Source organism: Psychrobacter sp. APC 3426, from assembly GCF_030408035.1.
In the GTDB taxonomy this organism is placed as follows: domain Bacteria; phylum Pseudomonadota; class Gammaproteobacteria; order Pseudomonadales; family Moraxellaceae; genus Psychrobacter.
Map to the genome: position 1 here is coordinate 1 of NZ_JASDCF010000025.1, position 21,404 is coordinate 21,404.

The 21,404-nt window shown below is 42.6% G+C and carries 17 protein-coding genes; 12 read left to right on the forward strand and 5 right to left on the reverse strand.

Annotated elements, in window-relative coordinates; all coding sequences use genetic code 11:
• Nucleotides 1–845: 845 nt before the first annotated feature.
• Nucleotides 846–1,550 (reverse strand): hypothetical protein, encoded by a 705-nt coding sequence (locus tag QL919_RS11290; RefSeq protein WP_290189620.1) that lies wholly within the window; start codon nt 1,548–1,550, stop codon nt 846–848.
• A 396-nt stretch (nt 1,551–1,946) separates the two neighbouring features.
• On the reverse strand, nt 1,947–2,960 hold the full coding sequence (locus QL919_RS11295) for a hypothetical protein (RefSeq protein ID WP_290189621.1): 1,014 nt from the start codon (nt 2,958–2,960) through the stop codon (nt 1,947–1,949).
• 359 nt (nt 2,961–3,319) lie between these two features.
• Here QL919_RS11295 and QL919_RS11300 point away from each other — a divergent pair, with 359 nt between their 5' ends.
• From QL919_RS11300 to QL919_RS11325, 6 genes are all read left to right on the forward strand, one after another.
• Nucleotides 3,320–4,354, forward strand: coding sequence for a LysR family transcriptional regulator (locus QL919_RS11300; RefSeq protein WP_290189622.1), 1,035 nt, complete (start codon nt 3,320–3,322; stop codon nt 4,352–4,354).
• A gap of 424 nt (nt 4,355–4,778) precedes the next feature.
• On the forward strand, nt 4,779–5,966 hold the full coding sequence (locus QL919_RS11305; protein WP_290189649.1) for a divalent metal cation transporter: 1,188 nt from the start codon (nt 4,779–4,781) through the stop codon (nt 5,964–5,966).
• Nucleotides 5,967–6,305: 339 nt separating this feature from the next.
• The gene (gene prpB / locus QL919_RS11310; protein ID WP_290189623.1) at nt 6,306–7,199 is read left to right on the forward strand and encodes a methylisocitrate lyase; all 894 of its coding nucleotides are present in this window, start codon (nt 6,306–6,308) and stop codon (nt 7,197–7,199) included.
• 111 nt (nt 7,200–7,310) lie between these two features.
• Nucleotides 7,311–8,453, forward strand: a complete 1,143-nt coding sequence (gene prpC, locus QL919_RS11315; protein ID WP_290189624.1) for a 2-methylcitrate synthase — start codon at nt 7,311–7,313, stop codon at nt 8,451–8,453.
• Nucleotides 8,454–8,696: 243 nt separating this feature from the next.
• Nucleotides 8,697–11,336 carry a Fe/S-dependent 2-methylisocitrate dehydratase AcnD gene (gene acnD, locus QL919_RS11320; RefSeq protein ID WP_290189650.1) on the forward strand — a complete coding sequence of 880 codons (2,640 nt, stop codon included), beginning with the start codon at nt 8,697–8,699 and terminating at the stop codon, nt 11,334–11,336.
• Between the two features lie 164 nt (nt 11,337–11,500).
• Nucleotides 11,501–11,692 carry a type II toxin-antitoxin system prevent-host-death family antitoxin gene (locus QL919_RS11325; protein ID WP_290189625.1) on the forward strand — a complete coding sequence of 64 codons (192 nt, stop codon included), beginning with the start codon at nt 11,501–11,503 and terminating at the stop codon, nt 11,690–11,692.
• On the opposite strand, the gene QL919_RS11330 is transcribed toward QL919_RS11325, so the two are convergent.
• On the reverse strand, nt 11,689–12,639 hold the full coding sequence (locus QL919_RS11330) for a hypothetical protein (protein ID WP_290189626.1): 951 nt from the start codon (nt 12,637–12,639) through the stop codon (nt 11,689–11,691). The genes QL919_RS11325 and QL919_RS11330 overlap by 4 nt on opposite strands.
• Before the next feature lie 70 nt (nt 12,640–12,709).
• Here QL919_RS11330 and prpF point away from each other — a divergent pair, with 70 nt between their 5' ends.
• From prpF to QL919_RS11360, 6 genes are all read left to right on the forward strand, one after another.
• Nucleotides 12,710–13,963, forward strand: coding sequence for a 2-methylaconitate cis-trans isomerase PrpF (gene prpF / locus QL919_RS11335; RefSeq protein WP_290189627.1), 1,254 nt, complete (start codon nt 12,710–12,712; stop codon nt 13,961–13,963).
• A gap of 196 nt (nt 13,964–14,159) precedes the next feature.
• On the forward strand, nt 14,160–15,461 hold the full coding sequence (gene bioA / locus QL919_RS11340) for an adenosylmethionine--8-amino-7-oxononanoate transaminase (protein ID WP_290189628.1): 1,302 nt from the start codon (nt 14,160–14,162) through the stop codon (nt 15,459–15,461).
• Nucleotides 15,458–16,177, forward strand: a complete 720-nt coding sequence (gene bioD, locus QL919_RS11345) for a dethiobiotin synthase (RefSeq protein WP_290189629.1) — start codon at nt 15,458–15,460, stop codon at nt 16,175–16,177. The genes bioA and bioD overlap by 4 nt, the downstream gene beginning before the upstream one ends.
• A 140-nt stretch (nt 16,178–16,317) precedes the next feature.
• Nucleotides 16,318–18,165 (forward strand): ABC transporter ATP-binding protein, encoded by a 1,848-nt coding sequence (locus QL919_RS11350; protein WP_290189630.1) that lies wholly within the window; start codon nt 16,318–16,320, stop codon nt 18,163–18,165.
• Between the two features lie 123 nt (nt 18,166–18,288).
• A complete protein-coding gene (locus QL919_RS11355; protein ID WP_290189631.1) occupies nt 18,289–18,879 on the forward strand; it encodes a GNAT family N-acetyltransferase in 591 nt (196 codons plus the stop codon).
• A gap of 153 nt (nt 18,880–19,032) precedes the next feature.
• A complete protein-coding gene (locus QL919_RS11360) occupies nt 19,033–20,550 on the forward strand; it encodes a bifunctional 2-methylcitrate dehydratase/aconitate hydratase (RefSeq protein ID WP_290189632.1) in 1,518 nt (505 codons plus the stop codon).
• Nucleotides 20,551–20,613: 63 nt separating this feature from the next.
• On the opposite strand, the gene QL919_RS11365 is transcribed toward QL919_RS11360, so the two are convergent.
• Nucleotides 20,614–20,874, reverse strand: coding sequence for a hypothetical protein (locus tag QL919_RS11365; RefSeq protein WP_290189633.1), 261 nt, complete (start codon nt 20,872–20,874; stop codon nt 20,614–20,616).
• A complete protein-coding gene (locus QL919_RS11370; protein ID WP_290189634.1) occupies nt 20,871–21,371 on the reverse strand; it encodes an SDR family NAD(P)-dependent oxidoreductase in 501 nt (166 codons plus the stop codon). The genes QL919_RS11365 and QL919_RS11370 overlap by 4 nt, the downstream gene beginning before the upstream one ends.
• Nucleotides 21,372–21,404: the final 33 nt, after the last annotated feature.

Consider the following 21,404-nt stretch of genomic DNA (forward strand, 5'->3'; position numbering starts at 1 on the left):
TTACCTGTTCAAATAACCATTGTAATCATCACTAGTATAATTACTAACTGATATACTCGGGGCGGTTCAATAACCTTAAATGATTAAGTCAATCTAAAATATTCTTAGACACGTTGCCCGTAGCATTGAACTCTAAAAAGCATTGTTTCACTACTTATAAATAGCTAATAACCGTTGTGGAATTATGAAGTTCTCCATTAACATACTCCCAATCCTCTTTGGAGGCGTCTGGATTATACGCTGTTCTAACATCTAAATTCCCTTAATTATCATAGTCTAATAGTATTAAAAGACATCTCCCATTTGCTAGATAGATAGTTAGATTCAACAGTTCAACCTCTTTTTCTGCGAGCTCATTTTCTATTGTTATCTTCCCTATACAATAAGCGTTTGACTTGGCTTATCAATCATACGTAACTGGTTTATTTCCCTTGCCTTCTTTACCTGAATATCCAGAAATAGTTACTGATACCAGATACCATCTCCGCCTTTTCTAGCCATTGCTGCATTGTCAGCTTTACAGTAATCGCATACATTAATAAATGAGGATTATCGTACTCAGTCTAAGTTGAATATTAAGGTTCATGAACCATTTATTTTTATATTGACTATAGGTCATTGTTTTTACTAGATAATTATCTATTTTAACTCGCGAACCCAACTTTAGGTAGCCATAACGCAAATAGACTGTTTTAGAGTGAGCCCTGGTAAGGGTTTTATATAGATGCCGCATGGTCAATACTGACCAAATAAAATAAGTGACTGATATTTTAAGTGCTTAATATTTACGGTTACCTATTCTGCTGACTAGATAAGACCTCAAATCAATTAATGATAGATAACAGTCAATCTGTTGTCTCACGGTACAACACTATCTGTGCTTCTTGTGCAAAGTCATCAAAACTAATGGCGGGTTCTGTATTTCCTTCTTCAGGTACGACATTGGTGTTTTGGATACTCATCGAACGCATTCTGGTTCTAACGGTTGTCGGCATACTTTCTGTATTAGTAGCAATCAAGCTGTCATTATCACTCGCATCATTATCAGCATTGCCATTATTAACACCATTGACGATATTAGCATTATCTACTGTCTCAACAACGTCCGTACTATCACTAACCGCTGTATTGCTATTTCCTACCAAAACTTCAGTGGCAATAGGTATTGCTGGCGCCTGAGTGGATACTGTCGGTAAGCGTTCAGATAAAGACACAATAATACCTGTCACGTTAAGTATCACGACGATGACACCTATCAGTAGTACAGCGCAAAAAACACCAACCACAGTAAGCCACTTAGTACCACGGCTTGACCTACCCTCAGATGCATCAAATGTTTGAATAGGCGTTAATATATTAGTGTTAGCGTAATTTGATGTATGAGGTTTTTCGATAGCGCCTTCTTTTTCAAGAGCGGCACTTTTTATGGTTTGCTTGAGGTACTGCTCATACACGCCACGTGTACGTTTATTTATTTTAAGCTCAGCACTACTTTCTGCAGGCAGTTCTTGACTGTCATATAAGTTGCTATCGTTATTTGAGCTCTGCATAAATCCTCAAGTCCATATATTTGTATATCGGCATATATCCTGTGCATCTAAGCATCATACAAATATCATAGAAATATACAATCTATTTTAGTATGAACGATATATCTATCAGATAAACGGTCGAAAAACCATCGTTATAGCAAACGTTAGTTTATTAATATGAAAACAAGGCATGGCTCATATAGTTGCTGGTTGCAGTATATTTTGCGATTTATAGCGGTTATAAACGTTGTATGATATAAAAACACAGGAAAGCCAGGAGTAACAAGCTATCCGCAGATTTTAACAGTCATCGCAATGATAACTTTAGTTGATTAATGAGCTTTTACCAGTGTACATCAGTCAATGTGTTGATAAGTATTATGGTTATCCATATGGCGTTTCCTTATACATGCTTTAATCAGTCTCACGGTATAAAGTGGTCTGTGATTCGTCTCGAAAATCCTCATAGGTAATCACAGGTTCAGCATTGGAGTCGGCATTCATTGGTTTGTCCGATTGCTGTGCAGGCGCTATGGCTGTTGTTGTCTTAACTGGCTCTTGAGTTGATGGTTGCTCGTTTATAGCTGAGTTATCAATACTAGAAGTTGATACATTGGCTGTTGTCGTTGTAGTCGGTTCTTCTGCTGGCTCTACAGCTTCGTTACTAGCAGAGGCTGAACTCATTGGTGCGACCTTATCACCCACGATGCTTTTCACACCTTTACTGATATTGTCCGTTGTGACATTTTCAAAGGCGATATTGTCGGTTGATTGAGACAAATTACTAATAGTGCTATAGCCCAATACAATACCCGCCAGCAGTAACGAGCCAAAAGCCATGGTGATTAAAAATGGTTTACGTTTGCTTGCTGGCGTACTTACCGGTTCGGGCTCATGTGACGTTGGTACTGATACCTGATTGAATATTGAGCTGGTTTGATTGTCTTCTGCGTGGATGAGACTTTCATCTTCAGCCAAATAGACATTATCATCTGATACCAAGACTTTATCTATATTGTCGTGAGTATCAGGCTCATTATTGTTATCCTGATCTCCCACCTCTTCCCTGTTGGAAAAATCAAATGGAAAATCGAGTCCTTTATCCTCGTCGTCGAGATATTCTGTTTCGTTGCTTGAGGCTGATGTTGTTTTATCGCTCTCTGTAGCTGCTTCATCGGTATTTGAAAACAGACTAAGCTCTTCTGCGGTTAATGGTTCATAAGCAGATGGCTTGTTGAAACCTAGTAACGGCTCTAACTTTCTATTTGGCTCAATGCTATCAGTCGTACTCTCTACACGTTTAAGAAAGCGCTTATAGATATCACCGTTTTGTTTTTCCTGACGGTTTTTGGCATCAGCAATCTTTGCTAGCGTTGATTCAAGCTTTTTATCAAGGTCAATGCTACTGTCATTGTTGCTATCATTCATAGAAGGATACCGTGCCAGTTATACTATTGTGGTCAGATGGCTGTTAGAATTAATAATACAGGTTATTTGCTAAATGTAACAATAACGTTACCGTCAATATAGTTGTCTAGCGCTCTACCTTCAAGCACAATTTGTACATATGGCCGATTTTGTACAAATGATAGAAAGTAAATAGAGAATAATATGCTCAAAACCATCCCTCATCTAGCCTGCCATTTATTAAATGTGTAGAAGGCGCTTAGTAACTTCAATAAGAGACATTAACGAGACGCATTTTAGAGATGTGGTTTTTTAGAAACAAAAAGCATTTACCATATAGCGTATGACATGATAAGTGATAGATAACAGGCTTTTACGATATGGATTTAAAACAGCTTAACGCCTTCATTGCCATCGCAGATTTGCGCAGCTTTAGTGCAGCCGCGACTAAAACGGGACTGTCACAACCAAGTCTAAGCCGCCTACTCAAGCAGCTAGAGACGGATATGGGTGTGGAGTTGATAGACCGTTATCATAGACCACTACATCTAACAGAAGCGGGTGCGTTTTTTTACGATAAGATCAGTGCCATACTGACAGAGATTGATACAGTCACTAGCATGACGCAGCGCTTATCAGCACCAAGCAGCATTCTCAATATTGGCTTTGTACCTTCGGTATTATATGGACTCCTTCCTGAAATCATCGCCATGCTAAAGCAGTCGAATCCTGATATCGAGGTCAATCTCAAGGACATCAGCTCATATCAGCAAGTAGAAGCACTTAAGTCTGGCGAGATTGACATTGGCTTTGGGCGTTTTGCTCACCAAGATCCATGGATACAGCAAATATTGCTGCGTCATGAACGTTATATGGTGGCACTACCCAAAGCGCATCCTATGGCTCAGGTGCGTGAGCAGCGCTTAATCGACTTGGCCAATAACCGTTTGATTTTATACCATCAAACGCATCTGCCTATGGCAACCACTGTTTTAGCATCGAACGCTATTAGCACTGGACTGACAGCCAATACTATAGATGACGTAGCCAAAAGCTCATCCAATGGCTTATCCAGTGATAGCCATTTAGAGAACAAGCCTATCACCGAGCCGTTATTGCACTTGTTTGCACAGTACGGCATCTCTCCATTTATGACCACGACAGTGAGTGACTTGCAAGTGGCGCTCGGCTTAGTGGCTGCAGGTGAAGGCATCACACTGGTACCTGCCAGCTTACAGACCGTACGGACGGAGCAGATAAGCTACCAAAGACTGCTACATGAGAATGTTACCTCCCCTATCTACTTACATACCCTAAAAGACCTTGTTCACCCCAATATTCCTCATTTGCTTACGGCTGTTTATGAGGTTTATGAACAACGAGGCATCACCTATCGAAAACAAAATTTTGCCTAACGGTCGTAAATGATAAGAATAGTCTCAAATTTTCAGATATCGGCTGCGTATTGTGGTATAAAGAAACGCCAAAAATAATCAGTCCTAACCCTTGATATTACTAGCTTAGTATGCTAACTATCGAGAATGGATATGCAAACAATTAGTAATAATAATTAGGATAATCATTCTCCTGCACAGTGTCAGTGTGCTAAAGTCGATTCAATATGAATCGTTTTATATTTAAGCAGTTTATAAAACGATTATCTAACGACCATTGGCAGACTGACACAGGTAAGTGATGATTTGCCGTTTCAAACATTTAGAGGTATTCATGTCCACACAACCACTCAATAACCCACGCACCAACCCAAATACCACTGACGATGCTGCTGACTCGCAGCCTCAGGGTTTTAGTTGGCGAATATTCGGACCAGGTATTCTGATGGCGACTGCTGCTATCGGTGGTTCGCATTTGATTTCATCAACGCAGGCAGGTGCGATATATGGTTGGCAGTTAGCCATTATGATTATCTTGGCCAACGTGTTTAAGTATCCGTTCTTTCGCTTCGGTACTGACTATGTTTATGACACTGGCGAGAGTTTGATTGCGGGTTATGCTAAGCGCTCAAAAGTCTATCTCTGGGTTTACTTCATTCTATCTATCCTATCGGCCGTCATCAGTACTGGCGCCGTATCTCTGATTGCCGCTGTGATATTAGGCTTTATGCTACCCGCCTCTATCGGTCTCTCAACGATGGCATTATCTTTAATCATCGTCGCCGTCTCTTGGTTTTTTCTGATTGCTGGGCACTACAAGCTACTTGATGGCGTGACCAAATGGATCATGATTGCTTTGACGACAGCTACTGTCGCTGCGGTGATTATTGCTGCTGGCAAGCCGACAGTGATGGCCGCTGACTTTGTCGCCGCTTCTCCTTGGAATCTGGCAACACTAGGTTTTATCGTCGCGCTGATGGGCTGGATGCCTGCACCGCTTGAGTTCGCTGCCATTACCTCAATGTGGACATCAGCAAAAGTTAAAACAGACCACACGACCCATCGTCAAGGTTTGCTTGATTTCAATGTTGGTTACTCAGTCTCTGCGATTTTGGCATTGTTCTTTTTGTCATTGGGTGTGTTTGTTCAGTATGGCTCAGGTCAAGAGATTGAGTTGGTTGGCGGGGCTTATATCAATCAGTTAATCAACATGTATACGGCAACCATTGGTGAATGGTCAAGATTACTGGTCGCCTTCGTCGCCTTTATGTGTATGTTCGGTACCACGATAACCTGTGCAGATGGTTACGGTCGTGCCAACGCTGAATGCTGGCGTTTGCTAAAAGGTGAAAGTGAAATCAATAAGAAACAAATTGCCTTTTGGACCACTTATGCTATCGGTGGTGGTCTGGTTATTATTACGTTCTTCACGGGTCAGTTGGGTACGATGCTCAAATTTGCCATGATATCTGCGTTTGTCTCAGCACCTGTATTTGGTTGGTTGAACTACTCACTGGTAAAAAGCCATAAGAAGCTATCCGTTGGTATGAATGCATTGTCCATTGCCGGTCTGATTTTCTTAGCTGGCTTTGCCTTGCTGTTCTTGGTCAATCTCGCCGGTTTGTTTGGCTAAGCCATACTTTTAGATAGCGCTTGATATAAAACAGCCCTTTTAGCTTAGCTAACAGGGCTTTTTTTTGGTGAAGAGACTATGTTCTTAGAAGTTAAGATAGTATCAATTGTAAATAAATGTAAATTATCATCCGAGTATTTGAGAGAAATGAATACTAAATCTAATAAACTATTAATTTATGGATAATAGTATTTATATAATAAATACTATTAATAATTATACACTGTCTGTTTATTATTATTAATCAATAGAGGCTAACCAATGCTTTGCACGGTTGGATAATTGGGTATAATCAGGAGCAACAATGATAAGACTACCCCTCCACGTAAGGACTACGACATGACTTCATCATCAGCTGGCGCGCGCTTCCGCACTGCCATGAAACAAAAAAACGATAACAACCAACCACTACAAATTGTCGGTACCATTAACGCGTACACGGCCATGATGGCAACCCAAGTTGGTCATCAGGCAATATATCTCTCTGGTGGCGGTGTGGCAAACGCCTCATTTGGTCTACCTGACCTTGGCATGACTAGTCTTGATAACGTCCTAGAAGATGCGCGCCGTATTACTGATGCAGTAGACACCCCTCTTCTAGTAGACATCGATACGGGTTGGGGCGGTGCATTTAACATCAGCCAGACCGTTAGAAAAATGGAAAAGGCAGGCGTGGCCGCGGTTCATATCGAAGACCAAATTGCACAAAAGCGCTGTGGTCATCGCCCTAACAAAGAAATCGTCAGCATCTCAGAAATGGTAGACCGTCTAAAGGCCGCCTTAGATGCCAAAACAGACCCTGATTTTGTGGTCATGGCGCGTACTGATGCATTGTCTGTTGAAGGGTTGGACGCTGCTGTTGAACGTGCGGTTGCTTTCCAAGAAGCCGGTGCTGACATGATTTTCGCAGAAGCACTAACGGATATTGAGATGTATCGCAAATTCACTGATGTACTCGATATACCGGTACTTGCCAATATGACCGAGTTTGGCCAAACGGATCTGTACACCACTGAGCAGTTACATGCTGTCGGTGTCGATATGGTGCTGTATCCATTGTCAGCATTCCGTGCGATGAACAAAGCTGCCTTGAATGTCTATCAGCATCTATTAGATGATGGTACACAAGAAAAGGTCGTCGATACCATGCAGACTCGTATGGAGCTTTATGATTTCTTAAACTATCATGAGTTTGAACAGACCTTAGATAAACTATTCGCTGACAGCAAATAGTTAGCATTGCTTCAGCAGGGTTAAGCGATATAAATGACTGATATTGCTTAACCATTATATTATTCATTTTCTCAACATAATTATATAAGCCACCAAAAAAGGAATTCCATCATGGCAGCACAAAACCAATCAACAAAAGTATTGTCAGGCGCAGGTTTACGTGGTCAGGTCGCTGGCAAGACTGCTCTATCGACTGTCGGCAAATCAGGGTCAGGTCTGACTTATCGCGGTTATGACGTGTCAGAACTGGCGGACAAATGCATCTTTGAAGAAGTGGCTTATTTGCTGCTTTATGGCAACCTGCCAACGCAAAGTGAGCTAGAAGCGTATCAAGCGAAACTTAAGAAGTTACGTGGCCTACCACAAGCACTTAAAGACGTGCTTGAGCGTATTCCAGCAGAGGCTCATCCAATGGATGTTTTGCGTACCGGCTGCTCTATGCTCGGTAACCTTGAAACAGAAACGGATTTTGCTCAGCAAAATGACCAAACAGATCGTATGCTGGCGGTATTCCCATCAATTATCAACTATTGGTATCGTTTCTCACATGACAATGTCCGTATCGAGACAGATACCGATGATGACACTATCGGTGGTCACTTCCTACATCTATTAAAGGGTGAAAAACCAAATGAGCTGCATGAAAGAGTGATGAACGTCTCGCTTATCTTGTATGCAGAGCATGAGTTTAACGCGTCAACCTTTACCGCGCGCGTCTGTGCTTCTACGCTATCTGATATTCATTCTTGTATCACAGGCGCTATCGGCTCACTACGTGGCCCTTTGCATGGCGGTGCCAATGAAGCGGCCATGGATATGATTGAAGGCTTTAGCTCACCTGATGAAGCTGAAAAAGAAATGATGGCCATGCTAGCGCGTAAAGACAAAATCATGGGCTTCGGTCACGCTATCTATAGTGAGTCTGATCCACGTAACGTCGTCATCAAAGGCTGGGCTGAGAAGCTAGCAGCTGATGTTGGTGATGAGGTGCTATACCCAGTATCCGTACGCTGTGAAGAAGTCATGTGGCGTGAGAAGAAGTTATTCTGTAATGCTGACTTCTTCCATGCGTCTGCCTATCACTTTATGGGTATTCCAACCAAACTGTTCACGCCTATCTTTGTGTGTTCACGCCTAACGGGTTGGGCGGCGCATGTATTCGAGCAGCGCGCTAATAACCGTATCATTCGCCCAAGTGCAGAATATACAGGCGAAGAGCTACGTCCAGTACCAGCAATGAGTGAACGTGGTTAATCAGCATTCACGTATCTAAAACCTCTCAATCTGTCTTAGCAGGTTGGGAGATTAGGAGCTTGAGACGTTGATGTCTATTTTGGTGTCATATAGTTTATGATTAATTCTATCCAGAAATTATTCCACCTGTTAAGTCTTAAAGGCATCTCTTAAGTACTGTGTATATTTAATCAACCTTCTTAGTAAGGATAGTCCGTCATGACCGATAACAAGCAGCCGTTAACGCAAGTTAATCCGCAGACCATGAACGAAAAGTACAAAAAACCATTACCTAATACCGATTTGCATTACTTTGATGTCGAGCAAGCGGTTAATGAGATTGAGCCTGGTGCTTATGCCAAGCTGCCGTTTAGCTCAAAAGTATTGTGCGAAAACTTATTACGCCGCTGTCCTCCAGAGGATTTAACCGAAGCCTTGTCACAGCATATCTACCGTAAGCAAGACATTGACTTCCCTTGGTACCCTGCCCGTGTCGTATGTCACGATATTTTAGGTCAGACCGCTTTTGTCGATTTGGCAGGCTTGCGTGATGCTATCGCTGCTGAAGGCGGTGATCCCTCCAAAGTAAATCCCATCGTACCAACGCAGCTTATCGTTGACCACTCGCTAGCAGTAGAGCATGCAGGTTTTGAAGAAGACGCGTTTGAAAAGAACCGTGCTATCGAAGAGCGCCGTAATGAAGACCGTTTCCACTTTATCAACTGGTGTCAGTACGCCTTTGATAACGTCAACGTCGTACCGCCTGGTAACGGCATCATGCACCAAATCAACTTAGAGAAAATGTCGCCAGTCGTGCAAGTCGTTGCCGATCAAAATGGTGATGCGATTGCCTTTCCTGATACCCTAGTCGGTACCGATAGCCACACGCCTATGGTTGATGCATTGGGTGTTATCTCAATCGGTGTTGGTGGCCTAGAAGCTGAAAGCGTGATGCTTGGCAATCCCTCGTATATGCGACTGCCAGACATCATTGGTGTTGAGCTAACAGGTAAGCTAGAAGAAGGCATTACTGGTACGGATTTGGTACTAGCCATGACTGAGTTCTTACGTGATGAAGGCGTTGTGTCGTCTTATTTAGAATTCTATGGCGAAGGTGCACGCAATCTGACCGTCGGTGACCGTGCTTCTATTTCCAATATGACCCCTGAATATGGCGCAACCGCTGCGATGTTCTCCATCGATGAGCAAACCATTGATTATTTACGTCTAACGGGTCGCTCAGAGCAGCAAATCAAAACTGTTGAAGCTTATGCCAAGCAAGCTGGCCTGTGGGCAGATGGCTTGGTAGATGCTGAATATGACCGTGTATTACGTTTTGATTTATCAAAAGTCGTGCGCAACATCGCTGGTCCTTCACGCCCCCATGCTCGCGTCTCGACGACTGATCTTGTCAAAGAAGGTATTGCTCACGGCGAAGGTAACAAGTTACCAGAACCAAAAGACGGTCTCATGCCAGATGGTGCAGTCATTATTGCCGCTATCACCAGCTGTACCAATACTTCAAACCCACGTAACATGGTCGCCGCAGGTATTGTCGCTCGTAACGCAGTGGAGAAAGGCTTAATCCGTAAGCCTTGGGTGAAATCCTCACTAGCACCAGGCTCAAAAACCGTTAAGCTGTATTTAGAAGAAGCTGGCTTGCTACCTGAGCTACAAAAGCTAGGCTTTGACGTCGTTGCCTTTGCTTGTACGACATGTAATGGCATGAGCGGTGCATTAGATCCAGAGATTCAGCAAGAAATCATCGACCGTGATCTATTTAGCACGGCTGTCCTATCTGGTAACCGTAACTTTGATGGTCGTATCCATCCATATGCCAAGCAAGCGTTCCTCGCCTCACCGCCTTTGGTTGTGGCTTATGCTATCGCTGGTAATATCCGCTTCGATATCGAAAAAGACTCACTTGGCAAAGATAAAGACGGCAACGATGTGTATCTAAAAGACATCTGGTTTGATGATGCTGAAGTTGATGCCATTGTTAAGTCAGCGGTGAAGCCTGAGCAGTTTAACCAAGTATATATTCCAATGTTTGATGAAGCCAAGTCAGATGCTGGTCGCAATGAAGCATCTGTCATCGATCCGCAGTATGACTGGCGTGAGATGAGTACTTATATCCGTCGCCCTCCTTATTGGGAAGGCAAAATGGCAGCGATGAACAATCTAAAAGGCATGCGTCCGCTAGCAGTATTGGGTGACAACATCACCACCGATCACATGTCACCGTCTAATGCCATTATGGGTGATAGCGCGGCTGGCGAATATCTCGATACGATGGGCTTGCCTGAGGAAGATTACAACTCCTATGCGACTCACCGCGGCGATCATTTAACCGCGCAACGTGCGACCTTTGCCAATCCAAAACTGCTAAACGAGATGGTACGTGATGAAGAAGGTAACGTTATCCAAGGGTCACTCGCTCGTGTGGAGCCGCAAGGTGAAGTCATGCGTATGTGGGAAGCAATTGAAACTTACATGAACCGTGAACAGCCGCTGATCATCATCGCTGGTGATGGCTATGGTCAAGGCTCTAGCCGTGACTGGGCTGCCAAAGGCGTGCGTTTGGCTGGTGTGGAAGTCGTCGTGGCTGAAGACTTTGAGCGTATTCACCGTCAAAACTTGGTCGGTATGGGTGCACTCCCCGTTCAGTTCAAAGAAGGCGTCAACCGTAATACGTTAAAAATCGATGGCAGCGAAGTATTCGATCTTGAAGGTGAAGTGTCGGCTGGTGGTGAGATGACGCTAGTTATTCATCGTAAAGATGGCACAGTCGATAAAGCGCCCGTTATCTGCCGCTTAGACACTGCTGATGAGGTGAAGATGTATAACTCTGGCGGTATGCTCCAGCGTTTTGCTAAAGAGTTCTTGGCTGGCGAAGTCGCTTAAATCTCTCAGGTTTAGCTTGTAAATCAAAATAGAGCCGATGTTATATAGAGATATGGCATCGGTTTTTTTAAGCTTATAATCTCTAACTATTTGAATTTGGCGTAGGCTGGGTTTTTAACCCAGCCTACAACAATGCGCGTTTGGCATTAATTAGGAGAGCTATCATGGAAGTTATCAGCTTTGATGCCGATGTAGTCGTAATAAATCGTAAAAACAATAATGATGCGGTTGTAATGTCACACAATCATTATAATAGCTTGATGGAAACGCTTTATTTATTAGGGACACCGGCGAATGCAGCACATTTGGCTAAGTCTATTAAGCAATATCGGTCTAAAAGTCGCATCAGTGACTAATGTAATAATAAAAATTCGTCAACGGAAAGCACTTTAGTTCTAGAGCCAACGAAAGCGTAACATGCTTTAGTTTTTTGCCTAAAATTATAGTCATCTGAAATTATATAGTCAAAGTGCCAAGCAGTTCCAGCATGGGCTGCGTCACGCATAGATGCGGAATGAAAACCTTTTTTATTAGTATCATTCTGAAATTTATCAGGATAATAGCCTATCCAGTTAAGGAAGTTAAAAAAGAATTCAATCTTTGTTTCTATATTATTTGCATTAAATTGAAATATATTTATGAAGTGAGGGTCATAATCACACAAAGCTTTAATGATAACGAACATAGCTTGTTCAGCCTCTAAGGTTTTAACCTTAGTGTCCATCTTGATGTATTCTCTAAAATTAACTGGATCGAAGTCTAGTAGCTCATCACTTATACTAGAAAAATAGTTTACAGTAAAATCGACCGCTTTTTTTGAGAGATATCTATTCAACTTTGTCAGAATCGGTAGCTTATCATTTAAGTAAGAAAACGGTATATTGACAGCTTCATCAAGCATACTGTTAAAGCTATCTTTGGTAGTTATTCCAATATTTATACCATTGATTCTTTTAATAAAACCTTCACCGCTAGCATAAAGATTTTTAGAAAATTTACCTTCATGTACTTTGACGAAATTTTCATATATAACATTTACGTCGTGTTCATTGGGTGTGAAGAGTCTGTCCCAATATATTGCATTTAGTAGCTTGAGAGCTTTTAAGTGTTCAACTATATAAATATCGTTATCTATATTATAGATTTCCATTAAAGTTACACGCGAGTAAACTACGGTATATTTATTAGAGGTCAGTATTTTTAATATTTGGATATACTTCAAATCATTCGTATAAAGCTTATGAACTCTTAGCTCTGTTAAAATATTTTGATCTAAATAGATTGTTTTATTAGTTTCAACCATAGTTAAATCACTTCAATATAATTAAATAATTAATTTCACTATTATAACATCATTAAAAGGACTCTAAATAATGACCCAATCAAAACCAAAATTCGCCCCACAAATCTCCGTACCCGCCACCTACATGCGCGGCGGCACGTCAAAAGGCACCTTCTTTAAGTTATCTGACCTACCAGAGCGTTGCCAAGTGGCTGGCAAGGCGCGCGACAACTTTCTACTAAGAGTTATTGGCAGCCCAGATCCTTATGGTAAGCAAATCGATGGCTTAGGCAACGGTAGCTCTAGCACCTCAAAGACAGTGATTTTGTCTGAAGCGAAACAAGCAGACCATGATGTAAACTACTTGTTTGGACAAGTTAATATTGCAAAACCCATGATCGATTGGGCAGGTAATTGTGGTAATTTGACGGCAGCAGTTGGTGCTTGTGCTATCAATATGGGCTTAGTCGACGCGGATAAAATTGCCAGTAGCATTGATAAAGACGCGGAAAGCGGTATTTGCGAAGTGCGTATTTGGCAAGAGAATATCAGCAAAACCATTATCGCCCATGTGCCTGTATACAAAGATGAGAATGGCAAGGTACAAGTACAAGAAACGGGTGACTTTGAATTAGATGGTGTCACCTTCCCTGCTGCTGAAGTGAAAATCGAGTTTATCGATCCGGTTGATTCCTCTAGTGATATGTTCCCGACCAACAATCTAGTCGATGATTTTGATGTCTCTGGTTGTGGTCTAAATACCGATAGCGTCAAAGCGACCTTTATCAGCGCAGGTATCCCAACTATCTTTATGAAGGCAGAAGACTTAGGATTTACAGGTACTGAACTGCAAGGCGATATCAACAGTGACAGCGAAACGTTAGCAAAACTAGAAAAAATTCGCGCCCGTGGTGGCGTTGCAATGGGCTTATTCAAAGATGTCAGTGAGGCACAAAGCAGCCAGCATATTCCTAAAATTGCATGGGTTGGCGCGGCGCAAAGTTATACTGCATCTAGTGGTAAAGAAGTTAATGCAGTAGATATTGATTTAGTGGTAAGAGCTATGAGTATGGGACAACTGCATCATGCGATGATGGGTACAGCAGCAGTTGCTATTGCCGCGGCAGCGACTACGCAAGGAACGCTCGTTAACCAAGCAGCGAGCGCTGGCCAATCTGAAAAACAGTTAGGTGAAGTGCGATTCGGTCATCCATCAGGTACGTTGCTCGTTGGTGGAAAGACCGAACAAGTCGACGGACGCTGGCAAGCCAAAAAAGTTTCCATGAGCCGCTCTGCTCGTCGTATTATGGTGGGTGAAGTTTTTGTGCCAAATGATAGTTTTTAATCTTTTAATATATCTCTCTACGATGAAAGATACAAAGCACTTATTCTTATGAGATAAGTGCTTTTTTATGGTATTAGCTTTATAAAATCGCTCAAAATGAATGCTGAAAGCCCAAGGCTTGTATAATGCATCTTAAATTCAATAACATAGCTTCATCTAATCTACTTTAAAATTAAAAAATAGAGAAATAATAACAATGTTTGACACCTCTTTATCTGATAGCGCCTTTGATGAGCAGCATCTTTGGCACCCTTACACCAGCTTACCGCCAACGTATCCAAACTTAATCATTGAACGTGCAGAGGGCGTGTACTTGCACACCCAATCAGGCGAAACACTGATAGATGGCATGTCATCTTGGTGGGCAGCAGTTCATGGTTATAACCACTCTGCTTTAAATGATGCGGTGAAAAATCAGCTCGATAATATGGCACATGTTATGTTTGGCGGGCTGACGCATAAGCCCGCTATTGAGCTAGGAAAAACCTTGTTGTCTATCGTTCCTAAAGGTCTAGATGCTATTTTTTATGCTGATAGCGGCAGTATCGCGGTCGAAGTTGCCTTAAAAATGGCATTACAGTATCAGTTGGGCTGTCATCATAAAAATCGTAAGCAAATAGCCACCACGCGTTCAGGCTATTATGGTGATACTTGGCATGCCATGAGCATATGCGATCCTGAAGCAGGTATGCACTCCATCTATGGCAAACAGTTACCCATACAGTTATTTGTTGATGCTCCCACCGATGGATTCGATAAGCCAATGTCAGCCAGTAGCCGACAAGAGCTGGAGGCGTTTTTTGTAGCAAACCATACTAAAATGGCTGCGTTTATCATCGAACCTATTGTGCAGGGCGCTGGTGGTATGCGCTTTTATAATCCAGAGTATTTACAACTGCTTCGTAAGCTGTGTGATGAATATCAGGTACTGCTCATTGCAGATGAGATTGCCACAGGCTTTGGGCGTACGGGTGCTATGTTCGCCTCTGAGCATGCAAATATCGTCCCAGATATTATGACAGTGGGTAAGGCATTGACCGGTGGTTATATGACATTTGCCGCTACTTTGTGTACACGCCATGTCGCAGATACGATTGCCAGTAGTGACAATCCTGCGCTTATGCATGGGCCCACATTCATGGGTAATCCGCTTGCTTGTGCTGTAGCAAACACATCATTACAGTTAATGATTGAGGGTGACTACCCTGAACGTGCACGTCACATTCAGGTGCTATTAGAAAAGCAGTTATTTGCATTAAACACTCAAACGGCTGTCAAAGAAATACGCTGCTTAGGAGCGATTGGGGTTATTGAGCTATTTGACAGTGTAAATATGCCTCGTTTTCAACAGTTGCTGATTAAACATAAGGTTTGGGTCAGACCTTTTGGAAGGCTGGTCTACATCATGCCACCAATCATCATGACCGACGAGGAGGTAACGTTGCTGTGTGAGCGTTTAAGTGCTGTTCTGACTGAATATTTGGAGGCCTTGTCATGAGTGTGCTGTTCGTCACCGGCATTGACACCGATATTGGTAAAACCTATGCAACTGGCTATTTGGCCCAGATGCTGTTAAAAAATGCACTTGATAATCCCAATGCTGTCATCACTCAAAAACTGGTACAAACAGGATGTACAGGAATTGCAGAGGATTTATTAACGCATCGAGAGATGATGGGGTTGCCGCTACAGGATGTTGATAACAACCAGATAACTTGCCCATTTGTATTTGATGTCCCTGCATCACCGCATTTGGCCTCACGGCTTGAAAACCGTGTGATTGATGTTGAGATAATCACCAAATCGACGCAAACACTGCTTCAAACCTATGACACCGTACTGCTAGAGGGTGCCGGCGGTTTGATGGTGCCTATTACCGAAAACTTACTCATTATTGACTACATTGCCGCGCAGAGCTATCCCGTTATATTGGTCACCTCGGGCAGACTGGGAAGTATCAATCACACGTTGCTTAGCTTGGATGCCTTGAAACAGCGTAATATCCCGCTACATACTTTGGTTTACAATCACTGGCAAGGATCTGATTCTGATACAGAAAATGACCATCCTTTGTGTGATAATCAGACGGATGGTAATCAAGCGTCAGTAGATAATCAAATTGCCAATGACACTCGATTGTTCTTACAACAGCACATAGCCAATCATTATCCAAGAGCAAAATGGCTCGATCTACCCAATTTTAAAGCACTCTAAAAATTAGCAGTAATTAACGTTGATTTGTGTGTATTTAGCAGTGATTAACGACAAGCTTTATACATACTTGCTCTGTTGAGTGCGCTCTAACGTGGTTAAAATAGTGTTTTTGAGAATTAATCAACGATAAGTATACTATTATGGCCTCATCTCCAAAACGTGTCCCTTTAGATAATAAGCCTCCCACTAAGAAAACAGAACGGGGGGCTTTGTTGTGGTCTATTTTAAAAAGACTTGGAGAGTTTGCCAGACCCTATCGCGGACTATTTATATTAACCCTTATACTGACGGTTCTTGGGTCGTTTACCGCTCAGGTTAACGCCTTTGTACTGCAATATACCATTGACACCTTAACCAATCTCGTTGACTTACCTGACCCTTGGGAAGAAGGTTTAAATTTACTGATACTCATTAGTACGGTTTTATTGGTAAAAGAGGTGCTAAACGTCTTCATCACTTTTGGTCAGCGCTATTTTGGTGAGCGTATCCGTATTAACTTGTCGCGTGATCTCTCACAAAAAGTAGTCGAACGTATTTTGTCTTACAAGATGGCGTTTTATACCAGTGATGAAAACGCCAGTGGTAAGCTACAAACCCGTATTGATTTGGGTGTTAGCAGTCTGACGCAACTGGTGCAAAACTTCTTTATTGACATGCTGCCCCTGTTTGCCAGTGCCATCGTGTCATTAATTATTATGTTTAATGCCAACTTTTGGGTCGGTATGGTCGGTCTAATCATTGTACCGATTTACTTTTTTGTCAGTCAGAAGCAAGCGAATCGTTTGCAAGGGTTTCGCAAGCAAATGCGCCAATACCGTGAGACCAAAAGCGGATTGGTCATTTCAATTATCGATTCCATTACTGTCATTAAATCCTTTGTGCGTGAGCCGATTGAGTCTGATAAGCACTGGGAAATCCAGAAGGACATGACCGCCAATCAGCTGCGTATTCGCAGTATCGCCTTTATGTATAATGCTGGTAAGAGCTTTATTGAGCAAATCGGCGTCGTGGTAATTATCATTCTAACCGCTTATTTCGTGCTTAATGGGCAGATGACCATTGGTGCGATTATGTTTCATATTTTACTGTTTCAAAACGTCGCCGCCCCTATTCGTGAATTGCACCGTATCTATGACCAAATCAATAATGCCTTGACCTATGCTGAAGGGTTCTTTGATATCTTGGATGATGATCAGGCGATTGAGAGCGAAGGTGAAGTAGAATGCACCGACTTAAAGGGTCATATTGAGCTAAAAGATGTTAATTTTTCATACCCTAATGGTAAACAGGCGCTTAAGGATGTGAGTTTTAATATTTATCCCAATCGCATTACGGCTTTGGTTGGATTAAGTGGTGCGGGTAAGAGCACCATTATCAATCTATTGGTGAAGTTCTATGACCCAAGCAGCGGCACTATTTGCTTAGATGGTCGTGATTTAGAAGAGTACAGCACCCAGAGCTTACGTGAGCAAATCGGCTTGGTACTACAAAAAAACCATATTTTTTCGGGTACTATCGCTGACAATATTCGTTATGGTGCCATGGATGCCACTGATGAGGAGATTGTTGACGCGGCGAAACAAGCCTCTATTCACGAGCAAATACTAGGCATGCCTGAAGGCTACGAAAGTGAAGCCAAACTACTCTCTGGCGGTCAGCAGCAGCGTATTGCGCTGGCACGTATGTTCTTAAAAGATCCACCGATTGTATTTTTGGATGAGCCAACAGCTAGCCTTGATGCCATTGCTACGCAGCAGATTAAGCAGAGCTTAGACTTAATCAAAAAAGACCGTACCGTAATTATCGTCTCACACAATATCTCACAAATTATCGATGCCGATGATTTGGTGGTTATTGAAGATGGACAGGTTATGGAGACAGGAACGCACGAAGAGCTGTATGCCAATCACGGTAAGTATTATGAGATATTCAATGCTATGTCGGACAGTCTAAACCTGGACAAAATCAGTCAAACCTTAAATAGTTAATGCAGGGCGAAATCGTTATAATGCTCAGGCGTTGATGCATTACTGCTATATTTGTCATTTATATTGTGACTTTACAGCAGTAACTCTATAACAGTCCTTTAAATCGTTAGAAGCTATTTGACTATGACCTGTGAATTTTCTATAAAAACCTTTGATGAGCTGACCACCGTTGATCTTTACCATATTTTAAAAGCCCGCTCACAAGTATTTGTGGTCGAGCAAAATTGCCCGTATCAAGATATGGACGAGGTAGATTTTGATTGCTTACATCTGGTCGCTCATCAAAACCAAGCCTTGATTGGCTACTGCCGGATTATCCCGCCTCAATTCAATAACAAAAAATCCTCAGTCAATCCTTCTGGTCCCATACCCGCGATTGGCAGAGTGTTAGTGCTAGCAGAACATCGAGGTAATGGCGTTGCCCGTCAAGTTATGAAACAAGCCATCAAATACTGCCGTAAAAAATATGGCAAAAAGACCATCATCATATCCGCCCAGACCTATTTGCTAAACTTCTACGAATCGTTAGGGTTTGTCCCTGAGGGTGACCACTATCTTGAAGATGGCATTGAGCATGTCACGATGGTATTGCCTGTGCTGAAAAAGGTGAAAGTAAAAAAGAAGCGCTCAGGTACAGCGAGTAGTATCCTCAGCTTTTTACTGTTGATACTGGCATTGTTATTCATCGTAGGTTTGATTTATTTGATGATTTAAAGTCGTCAAATGATAAAACAGTCTTACACGACTTCACTGTTGTTCGATATTGAGTATGTTATTTTTGATGGATGGCTGATGAATAAATCGCTTAGTAAATAAGTTAGATTTATTGATCGCTCAAATATTTGACTCAAGGAAGGGGTAACGATTATGTCTAACACTCAAAATGCCACCGTAGAGAGCAATATTCGTCCAGAGTACGACGATGAGATTCAAAAAATTGCCGATTATGTGCTCAATTACTCTATCGATAACGACTCGCCTAATAGCGCTGATGCTTGGAATACCGCCCGCTACTGCCTGATGGATACGCTAGGCTGCGGACTACTGGCATTACGCTTTCCTGAATGTACCAAGCATCTAGGACCCGATTGTACTGATCAAATCACCCCTAATGGCGCGCGTGTTCCCGGTACTTCCCATAGACTCGACCCTATCAAAGCTGCTTTCGATATTGGCTGTATGGTGCGCTGGCTTGATTATAACGATACATGGCTTGCTGCTGAATGGGGTCATCCTTCGGACAATTTAGGCGGGATTTTAGCAGTGGCAGACTATATCAGTCAGCAGAATGTCAGCCAAAATAAAGCACCGCTCACCATGCACGACGTTTTAGAAGCCATGATAATGGCGCATGAGATTCAAGGCGTGCTTGCCTTAGACAATTCATTTAACCGTGTGGGGCTTGACCATGTGTTCCTAGTCAAACTCGCCTCGACAGCGGTGGTTGCTAAACTCTATAAATTACCACGTGAGCGCATCATGGCAGCCATCTCGCAAGCGATTGTCGATGGTCAAGCATTACGTACCTATCGCCATGCGCCAAATGCTGGTAGCCGTAAGTCTTGGGCGGCAGGTGATGCGACCAGTCGTGCGGTACGCTTGGTCGATATCACCCGTCGCGGCGAGATGGGTATCCCGGGGGCACTTACTGCGCCGCAATGGGGCTTTTATGATGTGCTATTTAGCCATACCAATAAAGACTTGGCACTCAAACCTGAAAACGAGTGCCGCTTTACCTTTCAGCGTGAGTTTGGCAGTTATGTGATGGAAAACATCTTATTTAAGATAAGCTTCCCCGCCGAGTTCCACGCACAAACTGCCTGTGAAGCGGCTGTCATTCTGCATCCACGTATCGATGATAGGATTGATGAGATTGAAAAAATCGTCCTAACCACCCATGATTCAGCCATTCGAATCATTTCTAAAGAAGGCACGCTTGATAATCCTGCCGATCGCGATCATTGTCTGCAATATATGGTCGCCGTGCCTTTATTAACGGGCGACTTGATGGCAGAAAATTACGAAGACGACTATCATGAACAGCATCATATTTTGATTGATGAGTTGCGTCGTAAGATGGTTGTCGTAGAGGATACCGATTATTCAAAAGATTATCATGACCCAAACAAACGATCGATTGCCAATGCCATTCAAATATTCTTTAAAGATGGCACTAGTACTGATAAAGTCGCTGTGGAATACCCGATTGGCCATAAACGCCGCCGTGCAGAAGGCATCCCTGTATTAGAAGCAAAGTTCCGAGCCAGTTTGGCAACGCGTTTTATTGACAGTCGCTGTGCGGATATTTTCGCGCTATGTGATGACCAACAACGCTTAGAGCAAACACCGGTCAATGAGTTTATGGATTTATTTGTCGCTAATTAATGTTAAAGCGCATCAATAATTCAGCGCCTGTTTGTTTTGATGAATCTTGTTTTTACCAATCTTTTACCAAGATATGGACTCACCTGCCCAATCGACAAAACTGCCAGATTGGGCAGCGCTCATCCTATCGAGCACTTCCAGTAAACGCTCGGCGCTATAGGCTGGCGAGAACAGCTTTTCGTCAGCCACATTGCCTTGAAAAGGTGAAGATAACTGGGTATCAACCGTACCTGGCTGCATGACGACCACGCAGATATCCTTTAGCGACCGACTCCATTCAATGCTCAAATTCTTCATACCCATATTTAGCGCCGCTTTACTCATACGGTAGCTATACCAACCACCCAGATACTGCCAACACGGGCGGATATGGTCGCAAAAACGGCAGGCTTGTCGGCGTCACGTTCAGATTTTGCGAGTAATGGTCTGATATGCTTGGCAATCAGCAAACTTGCTAAAGCGTTAATCTGCATACTCTGTAAAAAGAAGTCCGTCTCCAGTTGTCGTAGTGCTTTTTCTGGCTGATTGTGTGCTGTATGTAATAAGCCGACACAGTTAATCACCCAGTCGATATGGGGAGTTTGCTGCTTAATATCAGCAATGGCTTGTTCGATACTATCCTCATCGCTCACATCCATCGGTAACCAATGCAAATTATCTGCCGCAAAGTCAGGCTGACTTTTGTGATAAGTGACATATACCCTTGCATTTCCTATATTTTCATCACTTTGTTCATTAGCACTCCGTTGTAGTAGCTCTTTCACAATCGCTTGACCAATACCACCGGTGCCACCAATAATTAAATAATTCTTATTATTCACAAGGTCTTCCTTATTGCTCTCTGTATTATTATC

Excerpts from the sequence above, each read along its gene's own strand:
- prpC (WP_290189624.1), top strand. The coding sequence starts at position 7,311 with ATGGCAGCACAAAACCAATCAACAAAAGTATTGTCAGGCGCAGGTTTA.
- bioA (WP_290189628.1), top strand. The coding sequence starts at position 14,160 with ATGTTTGACACCTCTTTATCTGATAGCGCCTTTGATGAGCAGCATCTT.
- QL919_RS11290 (WP_290189620.1), bottom strand. The coding sequence starts at position 1,550 with ATGCAGAGCTCAAATAACGATAGCAACTTATATGACAGTCAAGAACTG.
- bioD (WP_290189629.1), top strand. The coding sequence starts at position 15,458 with ATGAGTGTGCTGTTCGTCACCGGCATTGACACCGATATTGGTAAAACC.
- QL919_RS11325 (WP_290189625.1), top strand. The coding sequence starts at position 11,501 with ATGGAAGTTATCAGCTTTGATGCCGATGTAGTCGTAATAAATCGTAAA.
- QL919_RS11355 (WP_290189631.1), top strand. The coding sequence starts at position 18,289 with ATGACCTGTGAATTTTCTATAAAAACCTTTGATGAGCTGACCACCGTT.
- prpB (WP_290189623.1), top strand. The coding sequence starts at position 6,306 with ATGACTTCATCATCAGCTGGCGCGCGCTTCCGCACTGCCATGAAACAA.
- QL919_RS11330 (WP_290189626.1), bottom strand. The coding sequence starts at position 12,639 with ATGGTTGAAACTAATAAAACAATCTATTTAGATCAAAATATTTTAACA.
- QL919_RS11350 (WP_290189630.1), top strand. The coding sequence starts at position 16,318 with ATGGCCTCATCTCCAAAACGTGTCCCTTTAGATAATAAGCCTCCCACT.
- QL919_RS11365 (WP_290189633.1), bottom strand. The coding sequence starts at position 20,874 with ATGAGTAAAGCGGCGCTAAATATGGGTATGAAGAATTTGAGCATTGAA.
- QL919_RS11300 (WP_290189622.1), top strand. The coding sequence starts at position 3,320 with ATGGATTTAAAACAGCTTAACGCCTTCATTGCCATCGCAGATTTGCGC.
- QL919_RS11360 (WP_290189632.1), top strand. The coding sequence starts at position 19,033 with ATGTCTAACACTCAAAATGCCACCGTAGAGAGCAATATTCGTCCAGAG.
- QL919_RS11305 (WP_290189649.1), top strand. The coding sequence starts at position 4,779 with ATGGCGACTGCTGCTATCGGTGGTTCGCATTTGATTTCATCAACGCAG.
- acnD (WP_290189650.1), top strand. The coding sequence starts at position 8,697 with ATGAACGAAAAGTACAAAAAACCATTACCTAATACCGATTTGCATTAC.
- prpF (WP_290189627.1), top strand. The coding sequence starts at position 12,710 with ATGACCCAATCAAAACCAAAATTCGCCCCACAAATCTCCGTACCCGCC.
- QL919_RS11295 (WP_290189621.1), bottom strand. The coding sequence starts at position 2,960 with ATGAATGATAGCAACAATGACAGTAGCATTGACCTTGATAAAAAGCTT.